Raw genomic sequence first — 16,353 nt, 5'->3', positions numbered from 1 at the left:
CATGTGTCAAGCAACCCTGGCGGCACGAGCGTTGGGGAGGGGCCAATGGTGTTCGAGGCAGGCGGAGCTCAGATGGAAGACGGCGAGGAGTTCGGGCCGTGGTTGGCACGACAGTTGCGGCGGCAGGGCGTGAGCCAGGCCGACTTCGCCGTGCGTCTCGGTCTGACGCGAGCTGCCGTGTCGGCCTGGATCACCGGTCGGGCCAACCCGAGGGCGGAACTTTTTCCCAAAATAGCCGAGGAACTCGGCGTGGACGTCGGGACCCTTCATCACCGGGGCACCGATACGCTTCCCGTCCTCCCGATCCACTGGTATCACCGCCTTGCCCACACCGACGGCGGGCGGGAATACGGCAATGCCGCGGCCTTTGCCTTCGACGCAAACCTCGCGGTGCTCGCGCGTGAGGCCACTCAGAACAGCCTGGACGAAAGGTTGGGCGGCAGCCCTGTCCGCGTTCGATTCATGCTGCACGAACTGTCCGGGGAGCATCTCAGGTCGTTTCTCCGGGCATTGAGGTGGGCCGAGCTCGAGCCGCACTACGAGGCAGCGGCGCGAGATCAGCACAAGGCCGGCCGGGTGCTGGCCGAAGGTCTCCGGGCACTACGCGACGATCAGCCCCTGTTGTTGCTTCGAGTCGACGACTACAACGCCTCGGGCCTCACCGGCCCGGAGTACGAGGACGGACGCTTCGCCGCTGTGGTCCGTCGCCAGCTCGACAGTCACAAGACCAGCGACCGCGCCGGCGGTTCCTACGGACTCGGGAAGGCCACGCTCTGGGCAGCGAGTCGCCTCGGTTTGGTATTGATGAACAGCACTCTGTCCGAAAGCCACGAGGGTCGTACCGCTCGCCGTGTCATAGGCCGACTCGATCTTCCCTGGAGAACCGTCGACGGGATTGAATATGCCGGGCCCGCCTGGCTCGGCGAACCCGAGACGGAGAGGGAACACGAAGGTGTTTCACGTTCGTGGTGGGCCGACGACGAGACGGTCAGGGGATTGTGTCTCGAGCGTGAGAACGATGAGCCCGGTACCTCGTTCCTCGTTGTCGGAGCGCATGACGCAGCCGACAGCAACGCCACGTTGAGGGAGATGCACGAAACTCTCCTGGCTGCGCTCGCCGACAACTTCTGGGCGGCAATGACCGGGAGCCGATCCACCCGGGCGCTCCTCGAAGCCTCCGTGTGCACCCTGCAGAACGGCGAGTTGCTGATACCCGACCAGCGCGTCGACCCGTACGACCGCCACCCGGCGCTCGTCAGGGCGTTGCGGGCACACCTCGACGGGCAAACCGTCGATGAGCTCACAGCCATCGACCAGGTCGCCGCCGTCGAGGTGACCCTTGATGTCCCCCCGCTCCGGTCCGCCGGAAGTCGAGCCAAGACCGCCGCCCATCGCGCCGTGCTGCTCGTCACTCCAGCCGCGGACGACGATGCCGAGCACAGCCGCATCGTGTGCATGCGCGGCACCAGGATGACTGTCATGGCCCGACGACCGCGCAATCTGGGCCTGGGCACCGACCCGTTCCAAGCTGTCCTGCTCGCCGGCTTCGCCACGGGCAACGACGACCGGACAGTTCACTCCGCCGAAGAGTTTCTTCGGGCGGCCGAACCGCCTGAGCACGATCGTTGGGGTGCCACGGAAGAACTCACCACGAGTTACCCCAACGCCCCGCGGCGGCTGGCGGACTTCAACTCCGCCATGGACGCGGCCCTGCGTGGCATTGTCGGGCGCCGGGTTGTCCAGGACGACACGACCGGCCCGGAGGTACTCCGCAATCTCCTCCGCCTCGAACTGCCCGCAAGCGGGGGAGGACGACGGACGGAAGGGCACCCGGCTGTGGAGCGGACCAAAGGGCGGATCGATTCCTCGGGGGCTTGGATCCTGGAGGTCACGTTGAGAGTCCCGCAAAGGGAACAGCCGTGGGAGGTGATCCCGGTGGCAAAATTCGACGTCCGCTCCGGAGGACGCCCGACCCTTCGATGGGCGGAACTGTCGGCCGGGGAGAACTGTCGTGTCGACGACGGCGTGATCATTGTTTCGCCGGAGGTCGCCTCCGCAAGGTTCAGTGGCGTCACGGCGGTGGCCAGCCACCCGGTCGCCGGTGCCATGGCGGGTGTGATCGTCGACATTCAGCAGGCCCGGGAGGTCTCCGCGTGAGTACGGTCTACCCCTACCCGACGCTTGTGGGACAGATCGATCTCCGTGTTCTGCGAGCCAGCATCGACGGCAGGGCACTCCAACTTCCCTTGATCTCCCAGCAGGAGCGTGTTGTCGCCCTCCACGAGGTCGAGCGGGACGACTGGAACGAGGGCATTCTGGAGATCGAGGTAACCCTTCCACTGGCGGAACTCGCCGACGGGCCCTGGGCGTCGGTGGCCTGCGTCGCAGTGCTGACCGAAGGCGCCACGAACGTCCGTGTCGTCACGCGGCTGGAACGCGGCCGAGACGAAAAGGTCTGGCGAGGCGAGGTGCGGGTCCAACGCTGCATGCATCTCGCGCGAGCCACCCTCGACGTGAGCGTTGTCGGGAGTCACAGTGGCGTCGACGGACGCACCATCGGTGTCGGCGAGAAGCCCTGGTTCATCGAGTTCCTTTCCCCCACTCCGGTGCGGCAGCGCGAGATCGAGATAATCGAAGAGGATTTCCGAGACGGCGGCCAGGAGTGGCTTCGCCCGTTCAAGGAGGCTCCCTGGCTTGTCGAGACGGCCGGAGACACGCCCACGGTGCTCCTCAATACGTCCTTCGAGGGACTCGCCGACCTGCTCAAGCGGCCTCGCGGGCCGTTGGAGAAGGCGGCGGCCGGCATGGTGGCGGCGCAGATCGCCGCCGATGCGTGGACGGCGATGTTCCACTCGGCGCTCGGGGAGCTCGAGTTCGACGAGGACGGCACTCCACGACTGCCGGGCGGCTGGCGGGAGTCCGTCCTGCGGGCCATGCTCCCGGACGTCTTCCCCGGACGCCCGCTCACCGACGCCCTGCTGGAGGCCCGCAACCGTCGGAGCGAGGGTCGGACGTGGGCAGAACTCCAGCCCCAGATTCAGTTCGCCGCATCGCGACGCGCCCTCGTCCCGAAGAACCTCACCGCTGCGATCCGCGCGGTCGCGCGCTCCCAGGAAGGTGCCACCCGTTGAACCGGTCCGGGACGGAAGCGATCGAGCGCCTTGCGCTGCTTCCCACTGCCATCGCGTCCAAGTATCTGACGAGCGGCATACGAGCGGGCCAGGAGCGTCTGCCGGAGGTGGCGATCCTCCGGGCCAGTGCATCGATTGAGGAGCGATCGGCCCGCTGGGATGTCGTACCCGTGCGGGAGATCCTCACCGAGGCGGTGCAACGGTTCGGCGCGTCGCGGACCGGCGCGGATGCCTGGCTGGCACCTCGACTTCACGCGACGCTGCGCATGACACGCGGCGAAGCAGCACGCCCGGAACTCTGGAACTTCCTGGCCCTGGCCGTGGCCCCGGACTACGTGCTCTGGCGCCATCTCGGCCCGGGTGCGAGAACGGACGGGGAGCCCGGAAAGGTTGCCTCCGCCCGCTTTGTCGGACCGCACTACAGCCAGGCCTTCTCCCGGCTCTGGTGGGCCGCCGAGATCTTCCGCGACGGCGCCGACTACCGTCCGGCAGAGATCGCGTGCGGGAACCAGGACATGCTCAACACCGCGCTGCGGTTGGACGCCGTCGACCACAAACCCACTGCCATCGCGATGACGCGCGTTCTGCTCGGGCTGGCGCAGTCGGGTGCGTCCCGGCTGGGTGACCGGGTCAACGCACTCTGCACAGCGGTCAACGTTGCGGGCAGCACGCTCATGTACGACGTCCTTGCACCGCATGACCTGCCCGATCAGGACGCTCTGCGCCAATGGATCCTTGAGGCGGAAACGGCTCCGTCTGTTCCGTGGGACCGTCTGCCCGACGGACCTGACGACGGAACCGCCCGTCCGTCCTCAGTGGAGCGGCTTACGCAGATGTTCGAGAGGTTCAGCTCGGAGGCCCCGTTGCGCCAGCGGAAGCAGGGCGTGAACGAGGCCGATGACAGTGACGCCTGATCCGTTGGATCGGCGAACCCGACGGCTCGTGGCCCCTCAGGCCGGCGCGGATCCCGTGGGGTGCGGAGCCGGCAAAGGAGGAGCCCAGGTCTTCAGTCGCTGCAGAGCTGCCGTGACCTCCCCTGCGCCGAGGCCGAGGGCCGCCGCGAGAATATGGATTCCGAGGCGCGGGGGGATCGCGTTTCCTATTTGCTGGGCCACTGCCCGGCCGGACCAGGGGTACCGTTCCGGGAATGTCTGGAGCACGCCCGCCTCGTAGTTCTCGAACCGCGTGCCGTCGCCACTACCGAATGCCTTGATGCCGGGGCCGAACACTCGATTGCGGGATATTTTTCCCGTCACGGTGAATGCGGGCTCGTCGTGCGCCCGTCGACCTCGGGCCCGAGGGTCGCCCCCGGTGCCGTAATTGGACACGACCTCGAACGGCTGGTGGCGTTTCTTCAGTACGTCGCCCATCGTCACGCAGCGGGTCCGCTTGCCCTGGCCGGTCGGGGTGGTGTCGTTCTTGCGAAAACGCTGATGCGTCGGCTCGGGGAGGGCAACTTCGTCCGTGAGCGTCTCGTTGTTCCTGAGTCGACCGATGAGAACCGCGCGTCGACGTGTCTGCGGCACGCCGAATTCCTCGGTGTGCAGCACTCCGCAGACAACGGAATAGTCGTGCTCCTGCAGTATCGCCTCGAAGGCTTTCCAGACCGGCAACACGGCCGGGACCTGTTCGAGAACAACGGTCTCGTACGGACGATTCAGACCTATTGCCTCGAGCGCCCAGCGGAGGGGTTCGAGCACCAGACCGGTGCGCTCGTCGTCGAGTTTGTCGAGTTCCGGCCTGATGTCCTCACCGTCGGCCATGCGTCGGGCAAATTCCAGAACCTGCTCCAGGGCTCGGCGCCCGCTCCCGCTTCCCGCCACGGTGAAGGTCTGGCACGGCGGACCTCCGGCAAGGACGCGGGCATTGGGGTAGTCCGCGGGCCCTCGTTCCCGTACGTCGCACGAGACGGTCGCAAGTCCCGCCATGCGCCGAGTGGCACATGCGTCGTCGTCGAACTCGATGCCGGTCACGGGAAGGCGCAACGCGTGCGCGGCCATGTCCAACCCACCCGGTCCGGCGAAGAGGTCGATGATCTCGGGCGGAACGGTGTCGTCGGGCGAGTGCATGCGGAGATCCTAACGGGGCAGGGCGTCGGCGATCGCGCGGCCTACAACGCCGGCCAGCGGAGGCGGCATGGCGTGGCCGACCTGGCGATACGCGGCGGTCTTGCGTCCGTGAATACTCCAATCCTCCGGGATGCACTGGATCATCGCGGCCTGGCGGACCGTGAGTTTGGGGAGCGCGTCCGCCGGGAAATCGGCGGACGGAACATCGTCGGCGAGGCTGTTGCCGTTGACGCCCAGCGACTCCCACGCCTTCTTGCTGCCCGTCGGCCCGAGATCTCCGCCGCCCCGACGGTCGGAGCCACCGACCAGAGCCGGACCGGGCCGATCAGCGTGCTTGGCCCAACGCTCCGCGCCGGGCCAGCCGTGGGCGCTCATGGACGCTCCGAGCGTCTCGCCGACGGTGGGGGCCGGTCGACCGTCGCCCTGGGGCCAGGAGAATCGGGCGTCGAGCGTATCGGCGAAGGCGATCAGAAAACCGCATCTGCGGTTCTGGGGGACTCCGAAGTCAGCGGCATTCAGAACCTTCCAGTGGCATGAATAGCCCGCGTGCGCGAGCTCGTCCGTGATCCAGGAGCGATCCCCCGCAAAGGCGTCCTTCTCGATCAGGTCGGGGACGTTCTCCAGCAGAAGCGCCTTCGGGTGCACGGCAGTCAGGAGCAATACGGCGGCCCGCAAAAGGCCTCGCTCGGCCTCGTCCTCGGCACGTCGGACGGCGGCTGCGGACTTGACCCGAGGCAGACCGCCGCTGAGCAGGTCCACATCGTAGGTCTCGGGGTGCTCGGCCGGATCGAAGTCGATGAGGTCCAGGCGGCGTACATCCCAGTGCGGCCTGTTCCGGCTGATCGTTGTGCAGGCGGCGTCGTTGGTGTCGATCAACATCACCGGGTCGAAACCGGCACGCTCCAAGCCGAGCGCCTGTGCCCCCATGCCGGAGCAGATCTCCAGCGACGAGAATCTACCCGCTGCCATGCCCAACCCCCCCTGGGCGGTCGGGCTCCGCGTCGCACCCGCTCGGCGTCAACCCGTGCCGCTCGGGCCAAGGTTAGCCTCGAACTGGCCGTCAGGACCCACCGGTTGCTCCGGGCGGACGGTGTGGCCCACTCTCCGTGCCACATCCTCCGGCGTCTCGTGCTCCCAGAACCGCAACACCGTTATCCCCAGTGCGGCCAAATGCGCGGTCGTTTCCAGGTCCCGAGCCATGTTTCGGTCCAGCTTGCTCCGCCACCATTCCGCGTTGGCCTTCGGGCTGGTCGCGTGCGTGGGGCAACCGTGCCAGAAGCAACCGTCCAGGAAGACTGCGATCTTCGGGCCGCGGAAGAGTATGTCTATGGTCCGTCTCGGTATCCCAGGCACGGGGGCGTTGACCCGATAGCGGAATCCCCGGCTGTGCAGAATGCGTCGCACCGCTACTTCCTGGGCGGTGTCGCGCGAGGACTGGCGACTCATACGCGCGGCGACAGCGGGCGAGGACGCGGTGGGCGACATAAGACCTCAGTATCCTCCGCGGCGATGGGCGGTGCCGATCGAGGTGGAGGATCCGGAGCGGGTGGCGGACCGCAGGGGGCAGCAGCCAGCGACCTTCACATCGCGGGCCTCGGTTCGGCCGCCTACCCCGGCTTACGCGACACGCCGCCCGTCGCCGATTGGCCCCCCTCGCCGCGACCGACCGCCTCGCTCCCGGGACCGCCGGCGCCGCTGTCGGCGCCGAGTTCCTCAGCCGGGGAACTTCGGCGGCTGGTGATGCCGATCGGTCGGCCGGATCGTCGCGCCCAGATGTCGTCGATGCGCGGACTCAGCGGCGCCCAGCTCAGCCGGAGTTGCGTCTCCTCCAGGGGGAGACGCCACAGTGGGGGCATGGATGGCGAAGCGCTCCACTCGATCGGCGAACTGGCCCGGCGTACCGGTCTCACGGTCAAGACCATCCGGTCCTGGTCCGATCGCGGCATCGTGACGCCGACGGACCGCAGCCCGGCCGGCTACCGGCTCTACGGCAGCGATGCCGTCGCGCGCGTCGACCTCGTGCGGACTCTGCGGGAGTTGGGAATCGACCTTCCGTCGATCCAGCGGGTCCTGGACCAGGAGGTCTCGCTGCCCGACGTCGCCGCGGTGCACGCCGAAGCGCTGGTGGTGCAGATCCGCGTCCTGCGGCTGCGGCACGCGGTGTTGACGGTGGTGGCCGAGCGCGGGCTCTCTTCCGAGGAGACGGATCGTATGCACAAGCTGGCCCAGCTGTCCGAGGCCGAACGCCGGAGCCTGGTCGACGATTTCCTCCAGGCCGTCTTCGGCGGTTTCGGCGCCGACCCCTCTTTCGCCGGCGTCATCCGCACGATGACTCCCGAATTGCCCGACAGCCCTGACGCGGAGCAGGCCCGGGCATGGGTGGAGTGGGCCGAACTGTCGCTGGACGCCGATTTCCGTGCCGGCCTGCGGCGCGTGGCCGTGGACCACGCCGCCGAACGGGCCCACATCGACAGCACGAGTCCGCACCGCGACTTCGCCGCAATCGTCCGCGACGAGGTCGCCCCGGCGTTGGCGATGGCCGTGCACCCGGCCTCACGCGCCGCCGAACCGGTCGTCGGGGCACTCACCGCCCACTATGCGCGCATCCTTGGCCGCCCCGACGACGTAGAGCTCCGCCGCAGCCTGCTGCACCGGCTGGAGCGGTTGAACGATCCGCGCCGGGACCGGTACGTCCGACTGCTCGCGGTGATCAACGGCTGGCCCGTTCAGCAGGGTCTGGCACCGGTGCTCGACTGGTCCGTGCAGGCGGTTCGCGCCCAGCAGCGAGACGGGTGAGCCGGGCGGGACGCGCGGTCGTCCGCGCCGCCCTGGGCGGGCGGTCGGAAGCGGTCGGGAGGCCCCGTCGCCGTACGGGACGGGGTCAGTGCCGAGGGTGCGGGTGTCGCGGTGGGCGGCGGCCTTCGTCATGCCCCCGGAAGGGCGATCGGCATGTCCATCAGCACGCTGTGCCGGGCGATCTTCCACTCGCCGTCCACCCGGCGCAGATCCGTGTCGTAGTAGCCGGACTCGATCGGCTGGACGGTGCCCTGGGCGCCGGAGACCCCGGCCGGCCAACCTTCGGCCGGGCGCGCGGCGGCCTGTACGCGGAAGACGATGAACTGGGCGTTCAGGTGAGCGTGGTCGCCGTCGATTCCGATGATGTGGTCGTGCGTGGTGTGGTGGCTGGAGCCGCCCGGGGGGTGATCCTCTCCTTCGCCCGCGCCGTGCAGCGCGTCGCCGCAGATCGCGAGGGGACTCGGCTGCTCGCCGAGGCGGCCGGCAACATCGCGGCGGCGCCGGTCGCCATGTCCTCGGCGATGGCGTCATCGGGCCGGGAAAACCACGCGAACGGATGATGCCCGGCGGCGAAGGGCAACCTCACGCTGCGGAACGCCGATGTCCACCCCGCCCTTGGCGATCTGCCCGGCCGGGCAAGGACGCGCCGTCGTACACCGCCCGCCGGCGGGCTGCCGCATCGGCGGTCAGGCGTCCCCGGACTGGTCGTCGTCCTCGGGTTCGAGTTCGAAGGTGAAATAGACGCTCAGCATGTTGGGCAGGTCTTCGTCCCACAGGAAATTCCACGAGACGTCGATGACCTTGACGTTGTGTTCCCCGACCCACTCGGAGGCGTCCCTGAACGCTTCTGCGGCAGTTCTGGCGGAGAACAGCCGTCTGGCGATGGGGTGTACCTGCGCCTCGGCGTCCGAGTCGTCGAAACCCTCCGGAACGTTCAGGTAGAGGCCGGGGTCGAACTCCATGGCAGCGTCCTTTCCCGTCGGTGTCGGCAGGCGGCGGCCGAGGCTGCTCCCTCGGCACGACACCCGGTAGGACCGCCGCCCGCCCGCAGCGGTTGCCTTGCCCCTTAGGGTGCCCGGCTTCACAGCGGCTGGGAATGGGCTGAGTTCACCCGATGGTGTGACTGTCAGTTGACCAGAAGGGCGAGTTACGCTCAGCTTCTTCCTGATCACATACTGGTGACCCCGGCGGTGCTACCAACACCCCGGGGTCCGACAGCGAAGAGAGTCATCTTCGATGCGCATCAACCTTAGCGCGCGCACGCGCGCGTTCACGGTGCTCGGCAACGACGTGCTACGGGACCGGCGGCTCAGCTTCACCGCGCGCGGCATCCTCGCGTACCTCCTGTCCCTGCCCGACGGCGCCCGCGAGGACGTACGGACGCTCGCCGACAACAATCCGGGGCTCGGCCGCCGAGGGGTGGCCAAGGCCGTCGACGAGCTGGTCGCGCTCGGGTACTACGTACGGCGGACGGTGAGGGATCCGGAGAGCGGGCAAGTGCGGACCGAGACCTACGTGTTCGACACTCCGCAACCGCCGGGGACGCCGCTTCCCCCGCGCGCGGGAACCGGTGCAGGAGCCGTCGGGAAGGCAGGAGCGTTCCCCCCAGGGAATAAGAACCCGGAAGAAGAACCCACCCACCCCCGAGGCCCGTTGCCGCCAACGCCAACGCCAACGCCAACGCCAACGCCGACACCTACGCCAGTGCCAGCGCCACCGGCGTCGAGCGGCGCACCCGATGCCGACCACGTCCTACCGGAAGCCCCGCCCGAAACCCTCGCCCGCGCCGCCGCCTTGCTGTCCCGTCTGGTCGGCGCCGAACCCCAACTCGCCCTGAGCGCCGCCGAATCGCTCGCCCTCGCGCCGCTCGCCGCGCCGTGGATCGAGAGCGGGGTGTCCGAGGTGGAGGCGCGCTTCCTGCTGGCCGGCGGGCTGCCGCCCGTCGTGCACAGCGCCCGGGCCCTGCTCGCGAACCGGCTGGTCCGCAAACTTCCCGCCCCCCGCGCCCGCCGAGACCCCGCCGCGCCCGCCGCTGGTCTCGCCGAATGCGGCACCTGCCGCGACCCGTTGCCCCGAGACCAGCTCACCGGCATCTGCGCCGCCTGCTCCGGTGTCGCCCCAACTCCGCGACCGCCAGCCCTTTCTCCGGAGGCCGTCGCCCAACGTGCCGCAGCAGTACGGGCTCTCGTCCGCCCCCGCCGCCCCGGCCCGCGATCGCTTCTTCAGCCAGACGGCGGATAGGGCCGCGGGGCGCCCGTCTTCCTACGGGTGCTTGCCCTCGCGCGGTGCCCCGGCCCAGGGGTAGACGGCCGGACGCGGGGCCGGGGATGCGGCCGGGCCCCACTGGCCCGGGCGGGGCGAGGGCGGGAGGTAGGGGGAGCGGGTCGGGCGGGACGCGGAGAGGAGGGCGGGTTGGGCCCAGGACTTGCGGGACCAGAGGTGGTGGAGGAGTTCGGCCTCGCGGGCGGCGAAATCAGCGGTGGGGGCACCGCGGGTGGCGGCCGCACGGAGGAAGGCGAGGTGGGTGGCGAAACCGATGTAGTCGCGGACGGCACGGGCCGCGGCCTCACCGTAGAAGCGGCGCGTCTCACGGCGCGCGGTGGCGCGCACCGACATCGAGCCGAGGGCGGAAGGCTCGGGCAGGGCGAGCCAGCCGGCGGCGGCGTAGACGGTCAGATGGGTGCGGATGGTGCGCAACTCGTTGGAGCGGGCCCAGATCGCCAGCCACACCACCAGGCCGCAGGCGGGCAGCATCACCGCCAGGTAGATGGTCAGGAAGGTGCCCGGAGAGGTCAGTGAGAAGCCGTTCCAGCTGCCGTGCAGCACCATCGCCAGCAGCCAGCCGACCAGCGGCGGCACCCAGCGCCAGCGCCACTTGCGGCCCGGGCGGGCGGTCGCCGCGATGGCGAAGCCGATGCCCGTCATCGAGGTGAAGAGCGGGTGTGCGAACGGTGTCATCAGCACCCGGACGAAGAAGGTCGCCAGGGTCGTCGAGCCCAGCACGGACGATCCCAGATCCCGGTCCTCGCCGACGGCCGTACCCAGGTAGAGGATGTTCTCGGTGAACGCGAAGCCTGTGGCCGCCAGCCCGCTGAGCACGATCCCGTCCACGATCGACTCGAAGCAGCGCCGCCGGAAGACGAACAGCAGCAGCACCGCGGTGCCCTTCGCGGTCTCCTCCACCAGCGGCGCCACGAACATCGCACCCCAGTGGTCGGACTGCGAGGGCGTACCGGAGAACGCCGACGAGACCAGTTTCTGCCCGTACTCGTTGGCGAAGATCGCCACCAGCGTCGCCGCGCACGCGCCCCACGCGATGGCGAACACCACGTTCCGCCACGGACCCGGCGCCACGTGGTCCAGCCAGAGGAAAGCCCACAGCAGCAGTGGCACCGGCAGGATCGCCAGCAGCAGGCCGACCAGGAAGGGTTCGGTACCGATGTGCTGGCGCACCAACGCGAGGATGATCACCCCGCACAGGGCGAGTGCGGTGAACAGCGCCCCGGTGCGTACGCCCTTGCTCTCCCAGAAGGTGCGGCGGGGTATGTAGTGCCAGTGGGGAGGGCTCTCCGGCGTCTCGACCGGCCTTTCGACCGGCGTTTCGACCGGCGTTTCGACCGGCGTTTCGACCGGCCTTTCGACCGGCAGGTCGACCTGCGTTTCGACGGGCGGTTCGGTCTGCTTCAACGGCTCGGTCCGGCCCGGCAGTTCGGTCCCGGTGGAGGGCCTGGTCGCGGCGGACATTACGGTCTCGGGAGGCGGTACGGGGTCGGCCGCGGCCTCCGGTTCGCCCGTTACGGAAACGGAGGTCGAATCGGACGAAGACGAGTACGTGGACACCTGTCGACAGTACGGGCACGTACCGTCCGCACGCGAGGGCGCGTACCGGTGCGCGGGCGGGCCTGCGAGGTCAGGCCCGGGTGAAGAGCAGGTCCCGTACGACGTGGCCCTTGGCCAGGCCCTGCCGCTCGAACTTCGTCATCGGCCGGAAGTCCGGCCGGGGCGCGAAGCCCGGGTACTGATTGACCAGGCCCGGCGCGGCCGTCAGCACCTCCAGCATCTGCTCGGCGTACGGCTCCCAGTCCGTCGCGCAGTGCAGTACCGCGCCCGGCCGCAGCAGCGGGGTGACCAGCGCCAGGAAGGCGGGCTGGATCAGGCGCCGCTTGTGGTGCTTGCCCTTGGGCCACGGGTCGGGGAAGTAGACACGCAGGCCGGACAGGGACGCCGGCGGCAGCATGTCGCGGAGCAGCACGATCGCGTCGCCGTTGGCCACCCGTACGTTCGTCAGGCCGGCCCGGTCGGCGAGCGCCAGCAGGTTGCCCTGGCCGGGGGTGTGCACGTCCACCGCGAGGATGCCGGTGGCGGGATCGGCGGCGGCCATGGCGGCGGTGGCGTCACCCATGCCGAAGCCGATCTCCAGCACGACGGGTGGGGGAGGGGGCGGGGGCAGGGGTGCGGCCACGGGCTCGGGGCGGTCCGGTCGGTCCGGTCGGTCCGGTCGGTCCGGCGCGCCCGCCGGGCCGAAGAGCGCCGCCAGATCCAGCGGCGCCCCGTCCAGCTCCACGCCCCACCGCCCCCACAGCCGCTCTATGGCAGCCGCCTGGGCCTGGGTGATCCGGCCGCGCCGCGCGTGGAAGGTACGGATGCGGCGCTCACCGCGCGAACCGGCCGGATCGGGGGCCGGTCCCGCGGGGAACTTCACGGAGACGGGGGTGCTGGACACAGTGCCGTCAATTCTACGGGGCCGGGCACCGACGCCTGCCCGGGCCCGCTCGGCGAGCGGGCCGGCCGGGCGGACACTGCCCTGGTCAGGGGCCGCGGCGTGCGCGGGCCGCCGTCCCCCTCCCTTATCCCCGACGGGCCCTTACGCCCATCGCCCCTCACCGCGCCTCCAGCGCCTCCAGTGCCCGGCGGGCCACCTCCCGGCCGATGGGGAGCGCGGCGGTCGCGGCCGGCGAGGGTGCGTTCAGCACGTGGACGAAGGGGCCCTCGCCGCCGAACAGGAAGTCGTCCACCAGCGAGCCGTCGGGCAGCACCGCCTGGGCCCGTACGCCCGCGGGGGCGGCTGTCAGGTCCGACGGGCGCAGCGCCGGCAGCAGGCGGCGGGCGTCGGCGGTGAAGGCCCGCTTGGACAGCGAGCGGCGGATCTCGCCGACCTCGTGCCGCCAGTGGCGGCGCGCGATCCGCCAGGTGCCGGGAAAGGCGACGGTGTCGGCGAGGTCGCGCAGCCGGACGGTTCGGCGCAGGTAGCCCTCGCGGGCCAGCGCGGGCACGGCGTTGGGGCCCAGGTGCACCCCGCCGTGGACGTCCCGGGTGAGGTGGACGCCGAGGAAGGGGAAATCGGGGTCGGGCACCGGATAGACCAGGCCCCGGACCAAGTCGCGCCGGGCCGGGACCAGTTCGTAGTACTCGCCCCGGAAGGGCACGATCCGCATGCCGGGGTCGGTGCCGGCCAGCCGGGCGAGGCGATCGCTGTGCAGGCCGGCGCAGTTGACCAGCACGCGGGTGCGGTGGGGGGCCGCCCGGTCCGGATCCGCCGGCTGCGGGGCCGCGCCGGCCGCACGGACGCCTGCCGCCCGGACGCCTGCCGCCCGGACGCCTGCCGCAGGGACGCCTGCCGCCCGGACGCCTGTCGGATGCTCGGGCGCCGAACGACCCGCTGTCGTACGGACGGTGACCTCGCCATCCGCTGTCCGCTCGATCGCGGTGACCCGCTCCCCGTAGACGATGCTGCCGCCGGCCCCGGTGACGAGGTCGGCCAGCGCGGCGCAGAGCGCGCCGAAGTCGCAGATGCCGGTGGAGCCGACGTGGATGGCGGCCAGGCCGGCCACCTCCGGCTCGTACTCGGCGATCTGCGCCGGGCCGAGTTCGCGGACCGCCAGGCCGTGTTCGCGACCACGCTGGACCAGGGCGTGCAGGCGCGGGAGTTCGGCCGGGGCGGTGGCGACGATCAGCTTGCCGGTGATCGCGTACGGGATGCCGTGCTCGGCGGCGAACTTGGGCGTCTCGGCCGAACCCGCCAGCGCGTAGCGGGACTTGAGGGTGCCCGGGCGGTAGTAGATGCCGCTGTGGATCACCCCGCTGTTGCGCCCGGTCTGGTGGCGGGCCGGGCCGGGCTCCTTCTCGATCACGGTGACGGTCGCCGTGGGCGCGGCCTGCTGCAGGGCGTAGGCCGTGGCCAGGCCTACGATGCCGGCGCCGATCACGGTGAAGTCCGTTGTGGGGCGGGTCATCGGTGTGGCTCCTCCGTGGTTGCCGACCTGCGGGTTCATCTCCCACCCGGAGTATGGCGGTTGCGGCGGCCAACCGCCGGGTCCGGCCCCGAACGCTGCCGGGTGCGAGCGGCAAGTACGGGGTGGGGCCGGAACCGACCGGGCCCGGAGGGAGTGGGCCATGGGGATGCGGCGGGGTGCGCGGGACGGCGCGGAGCCGGACCGGGCGGACCACGAACCGGACGCCGAGCAACCGCCCGGGGAAACGGCTGCCGAGCCACCGGCCGAGCGACCGGACGAGCTGCGGGCGGATCGACCGGCCGAGCCACCGGTTGATCGCCCGGCCGATCGCCCGGCCGATCGCCCGGCTGAGCAACCGGCCGACGGGGACTCCGCATTGCTGGCCCGCTCGGCACGGGACCCGGCTGCCTTCGAACCGTTGGTGGGGCGGCACTCCGCGCCCCTGCACGGCTATCTGGCCCGGCGGGCGCCGACCGCCGCCGACGATCTGCTGGCCGAGGTGTGGCTGCGGGCCTTCGCCGGCCGATCGGGCTTCGACCCGGCGCGCGGTACGGCACGGGCCTGGCTGTTCGGGGTGGCCCGGCATGTGCTGGCCGGGCACTGGCGGGGACTGGCGGCCGAGGGACCGGCCGGGAGCGTGGGTGGCGGCGTGGGCGGGGCTTCGTGGAGTACGGGCGCTGCGGGGGCGTCGGCCGCCGAGCCCGTCACGGACCCCTGGCAGGCGGTCGATCAGCGGCTCGACGCGGCCGCCGTGGCGCCCCTGATACGTCACACGCTTGCTGAACTCCCGGGCGTCGAACGCGAATTGCTGTTGCTGGTCATCTGGGAGCAGCTCACCCCGGCGGAGGCCGCGGACGTGGTGGGGGTGCCGCAGGGCACCGCGCGGTCCCGGCTGCACCGCGCCCGCACCCGGCTGCGGGACGCCCTGACGCCTGCCGCTGTGAGCGGCGCCATGACAGGAGACCTCGCATGAGCAGCGACACCGACGACCTGCTGGCCGGGCGTGACGGCCGCGCCGAGCGTGACGGCCGCGACGGCCGCGACAGCAATGAGGATTTCCTGGCCGACGGGGGTTCCGGTACCGGCTTCTCGACCGCCGAACTCCTCGAACTCCTCGAACTCCCCGGCCTGGGCGCCCTGGTGACCGCCGGAACCGTACCGCCGCCCCCCGATGAGCTGGTGGCGGGGGCACTGGCCTCGGTGCGGGCCGCCGCCGCGGTGGAGTCGGGCATCGAGCCCGCACCGGCCCGCACCGCGACCCTCGTACGCCGCTTGCGCCGCCATTGGATGCCCGCCGCCGTGATCGTCGCCGCGGTCGCCACCGGTGCGAGTCTGCTGCCGGTGGTGGACCTCGGCGGCACTCGGCCGGCGGCCAGCGCCAACGCGGCGGCCGTGTTCCTGAACGGCGTCGCCGACCAGGCGGCACGGCAGAAGGCGCAGGAGGCTCCGTACTGGAAAGTCACCTCGCAGTTCTCCGACGCCCGCGGGCCGCAGCCGCCGCTGTCCCACTACATCAGCCGCAGCCAAACTCTGTTCAAGATCAACAACGCCTGGGCTCCGCTGTACGTCTTTACGTTGCCGAAGGGTGCCCCGCGGGGGCAGCGCCCCGTCATCCCGAAGGACTACAAGACGTTTTGGCCGGTCGGTGATCAAAAGATCACCTGGGACCAGCTGAAAACGCTGCCCACCGATCCGGCCGCGCTGGCGGTCCGGCTGCGCAGCCCGGGGTTCGCGTCGTCGGAGGCGGGTTGCATCGAGAACCTGCTGGTCAACTCGCCGGCGAGCCCGAAGTTGCGGGCCGCTCTCTTCCGGGTGATGGCCGGGCTGCCGGGAGTGCGGCTCGACGGTACCGGGAAGGACCGCGTCGGCCGAACCGGGACCAGGGTCGACTTCGCTGAATTCCGGCTGCTGATCGACGCGCACACCGGTTTCATCCTGCAGAGCGACTCGACCGACCGCCAGGGCCGGGTGTCGGATTTCGTCTACCTGTACACCGGGCCGGCCTACAAGCTCGAGTGATCGCCGGGCACTTCGAACCCGTGGGCGCCGGTCACCGGAGGGGGGTGACCGGCGCCCACGTATTCCCGCGCCGAGCGGGGCTGTTCGCGGGACTGTCCGCGGTCC

Annotated in this window: 15 protein-coding genes; 7 read left to right on the top strand and 8 right to left on the bottom strand. The window is 70.6% G+C overall.

Annotated elements, in window-relative coordinates:
* Positions 1-45: 45 nt before the first annotated feature.
* The 3 genes from GA0115240_RS21850 to GA0115240_RS21840 are packed head-to-tail and all read left to right on the top strand — an operon-like array spanning position 46 to position 4,045.
* Positions 46-2,157: a helix-turn-helix domain-containing protein gene (locus tag GA0115240_RS21850; RefSeq protein ID WP_237555094.1), complete on the top strand. Its 2,112-nt coding sequence runs from the start codon at positions 46-48 to the stop codon at positions 2,155-2,157.
* Positions 2,154-3,131, top strand: coding sequence for a hypothetical protein (locus tag GA0115240_RS21845; protein ID WP_093738773.1), 978 nt, complete (start codon positions 2,154-2,156; stop codon positions 3,129-3,131). Before GA0115240_RS21850 ends, GA0115240_RS21845 begins: the two co-directional genes overlap by 4 nt.
* Complete coding sequence (locus GA0115240_RS21840) at positions 3,128-4,045, top strand: DUF6339 family protein (protein WP_093738771.1); 918 nt, start codon at positions 3,128-3,130, stop codon at positions 4,043-4,045. The genes GA0115240_RS21845 and GA0115240_RS21840 overlap by 4 nt, the downstream gene beginning before the upstream one ends.
* Before the next feature lie 36 nt (positions 4,046-4,081).
* Here GA0115240_RS21840 and GA0115240_RS21835 read toward each other — a convergent pair whose 3' ends face one another.
* The 3 genes from GA0115240_RS21835 to GA0115240_RS21825 are packed head-to-tail and all read right to left on the bottom strand — an operon-like array spanning position 4,082 to position 6,685.
* A complete protein-coding gene (locus tag GA0115240_RS21835; protein WP_093738769.1) occupies positions 4,082-5,200 on the bottom strand; it encodes a DNA cytosine methyltransferase in 1,119 nt (372 codons plus the stop codon).
* Between the two features lie 9 nt (positions 5,201-5,209).
* Positions 5,210-6,169 carry a DNA cytosine methyltransferase gene (locus GA0115240_RS21830; RefSeq protein WP_093738767.1) on the bottom strand — a complete coding sequence of 320 codons (960 nt, stop codon included), beginning with the start codon at positions 6,167-6,169 and terminating at the stop codon, positions 5,210-5,212.
* Between the two features lie 48 nt (positions 6,170-6,217).
* Entirely contained in the window at positions 6,218-6,685 is a 468-nt protein-coding gene (locus GA0115240_RS21825) for a very short patch repair endonuclease (protein WP_237555093.1), read from the bottom strand.
* Between the two features lie 369 nt (positions 6,686-7,054).
* Between GA0115240_RS21825 and GA0115240_RS21820 the strand changes: the two genes are divergently transcribed.
* Complete coding sequence (locus GA0115240_RS21820) at positions 7,055-7,996, top strand: MerR family transcriptional regulator (protein WP_093738765.1); 942 nt, start codon at positions 7,055-7,057, stop codon at positions 7,994-7,996.
* 128 nt (positions 7,997-8,124) lie between these two features.
* Here GA0115240_RS21820 and GA0115240_RS39370 read toward each other — a convergent pair whose 3' ends face one another.
* Both GA0115240_RS39370 and GA0115240_RS21810 read right to left on the bottom strand, forming a co-directional pair.
* Positions 8,125-8,352, bottom strand: a complete 228-nt coding sequence (locus tag GA0115240_RS39370) for a nuclear transport factor 2 family protein (RefSeq protein ID WP_370673360.1) — start codon at positions 8,350-8,352, stop codon at positions 8,125-8,127.
* A 330-nt stretch (positions 8,353-8,682) separates the two neighbouring features.
* Positions 8,683-8,958, bottom strand: a complete 276-nt coding sequence (locus tag GA0115240_RS21810) for a hypothetical protein (RefSeq protein WP_093738763.1) — start codon at positions 8,956-8,958, stop codon at positions 8,683-8,685.
* A gap of 274 nt (positions 8,959-9,232) precedes the next feature.
* Here GA0115240_RS21810 and GA0115240_RS36300 point away from each other — a divergent pair, with 274 nt between their 5' ends.
* Positions 9,233-10,237, top strand: coding sequence for a helix-turn-helix domain-containing protein (locus GA0115240_RS36300; RefSeq protein ID WP_141708926.1), 1,005 nt, complete (start codon positions 9,233-9,235; stop codon positions 10,235-10,237).
* A gap of 21 nt (positions 10,238-10,258) precedes the next feature.
* Here GA0115240_RS36300 and GA0115240_RS21800 read toward each other — a convergent pair whose 3' ends face one another.
* The 3 genes from GA0115240_RS21800 to GA0115240_RS21790 all read right to left on the bottom strand — a co-directional run bounded on the left by GA0115240_RS21800 (position 10,259) and on the right by GA0115240_RS21790 (position 14,229).
* The gene (locus tag GA0115240_RS21800; RefSeq protein WP_093738759.1) at positions 10,259-11,740 is read right to left on the bottom strand and encodes a PrsW family intramembrane metalloprotease; all 1,482 of its coding nucleotides are present in this window, start codon (positions 11,738-11,740) and stop codon (positions 10,259-10,261) included.
* Between the two features lie 166 nt (positions 11,741-11,906).
* Positions 11,907-12,731: a tRNA (guanosine(46)-N7)-methyltransferase TrmB gene (trmB, locus tag GA0115240_RS21795; RefSeq protein ID WP_093738757.1), complete on the bottom strand. Its 825-nt coding sequence runs from the start codon at positions 12,729-12,731 to the stop codon at positions 11,907-11,909.
* A gap of 145 nt (positions 12,732-12,876) precedes the next feature.
* The gene (locus GA0115240_RS21790) at positions 12,877-14,229 is read right to left on the bottom strand and encodes an L-2-hydroxyglutarate oxidase (RefSeq protein WP_093738755.1); all 1,353 of its coding nucleotides are present in this window, start codon (positions 14,227-14,229) and stop codon (positions 12,877-12,879) included.
* Between the two features lie 376 nt (positions 14,230-14,605).
* Between GA0115240_RS21790 and GA0115240_RS21785 the strand changes: the two genes are divergently transcribed.
* On the top strand, positions 14,606-15,202 hold the full coding sequence (locus GA0115240_RS21785) for an RNA polymerase sigma factor (protein WP_256069920.1): 597 nt from the start codon (positions 14,606-14,608) through the stop codon (positions 15,200-15,202).
* Positions 15,199-16,248 (top strand): hypothetical protein, encoded by a 1,050-nt coding sequence (locus tag GA0115240_RS21780; RefSeq protein WP_093738753.1) that lies wholly within the window; start codon positions 15,199-15,201, stop codon positions 16,246-16,248. The genes GA0115240_RS21785 and GA0115240_RS21780 overlap by 4 nt, the downstream gene beginning before the upstream one ends.
* The last annotated feature ends 105 nt before the right edge of the window (positions 16,249-16,353 follow it).

The sequence above is a fragment of the Streptomyces sp. DvalAA-14 genome (assembly GCF_900091855.1).
Taxonomy (GTDB): Bacteria; Actinomycetota; Actinomycetes; order Streptomycetales; family Streptomycetaceae; genus Actinacidiphila.
The sequence above is the reverse complement of the archived record's forward strand: the minus strand, read 5'-3'. Positions and strand labels throughout refer to the sequence as shown.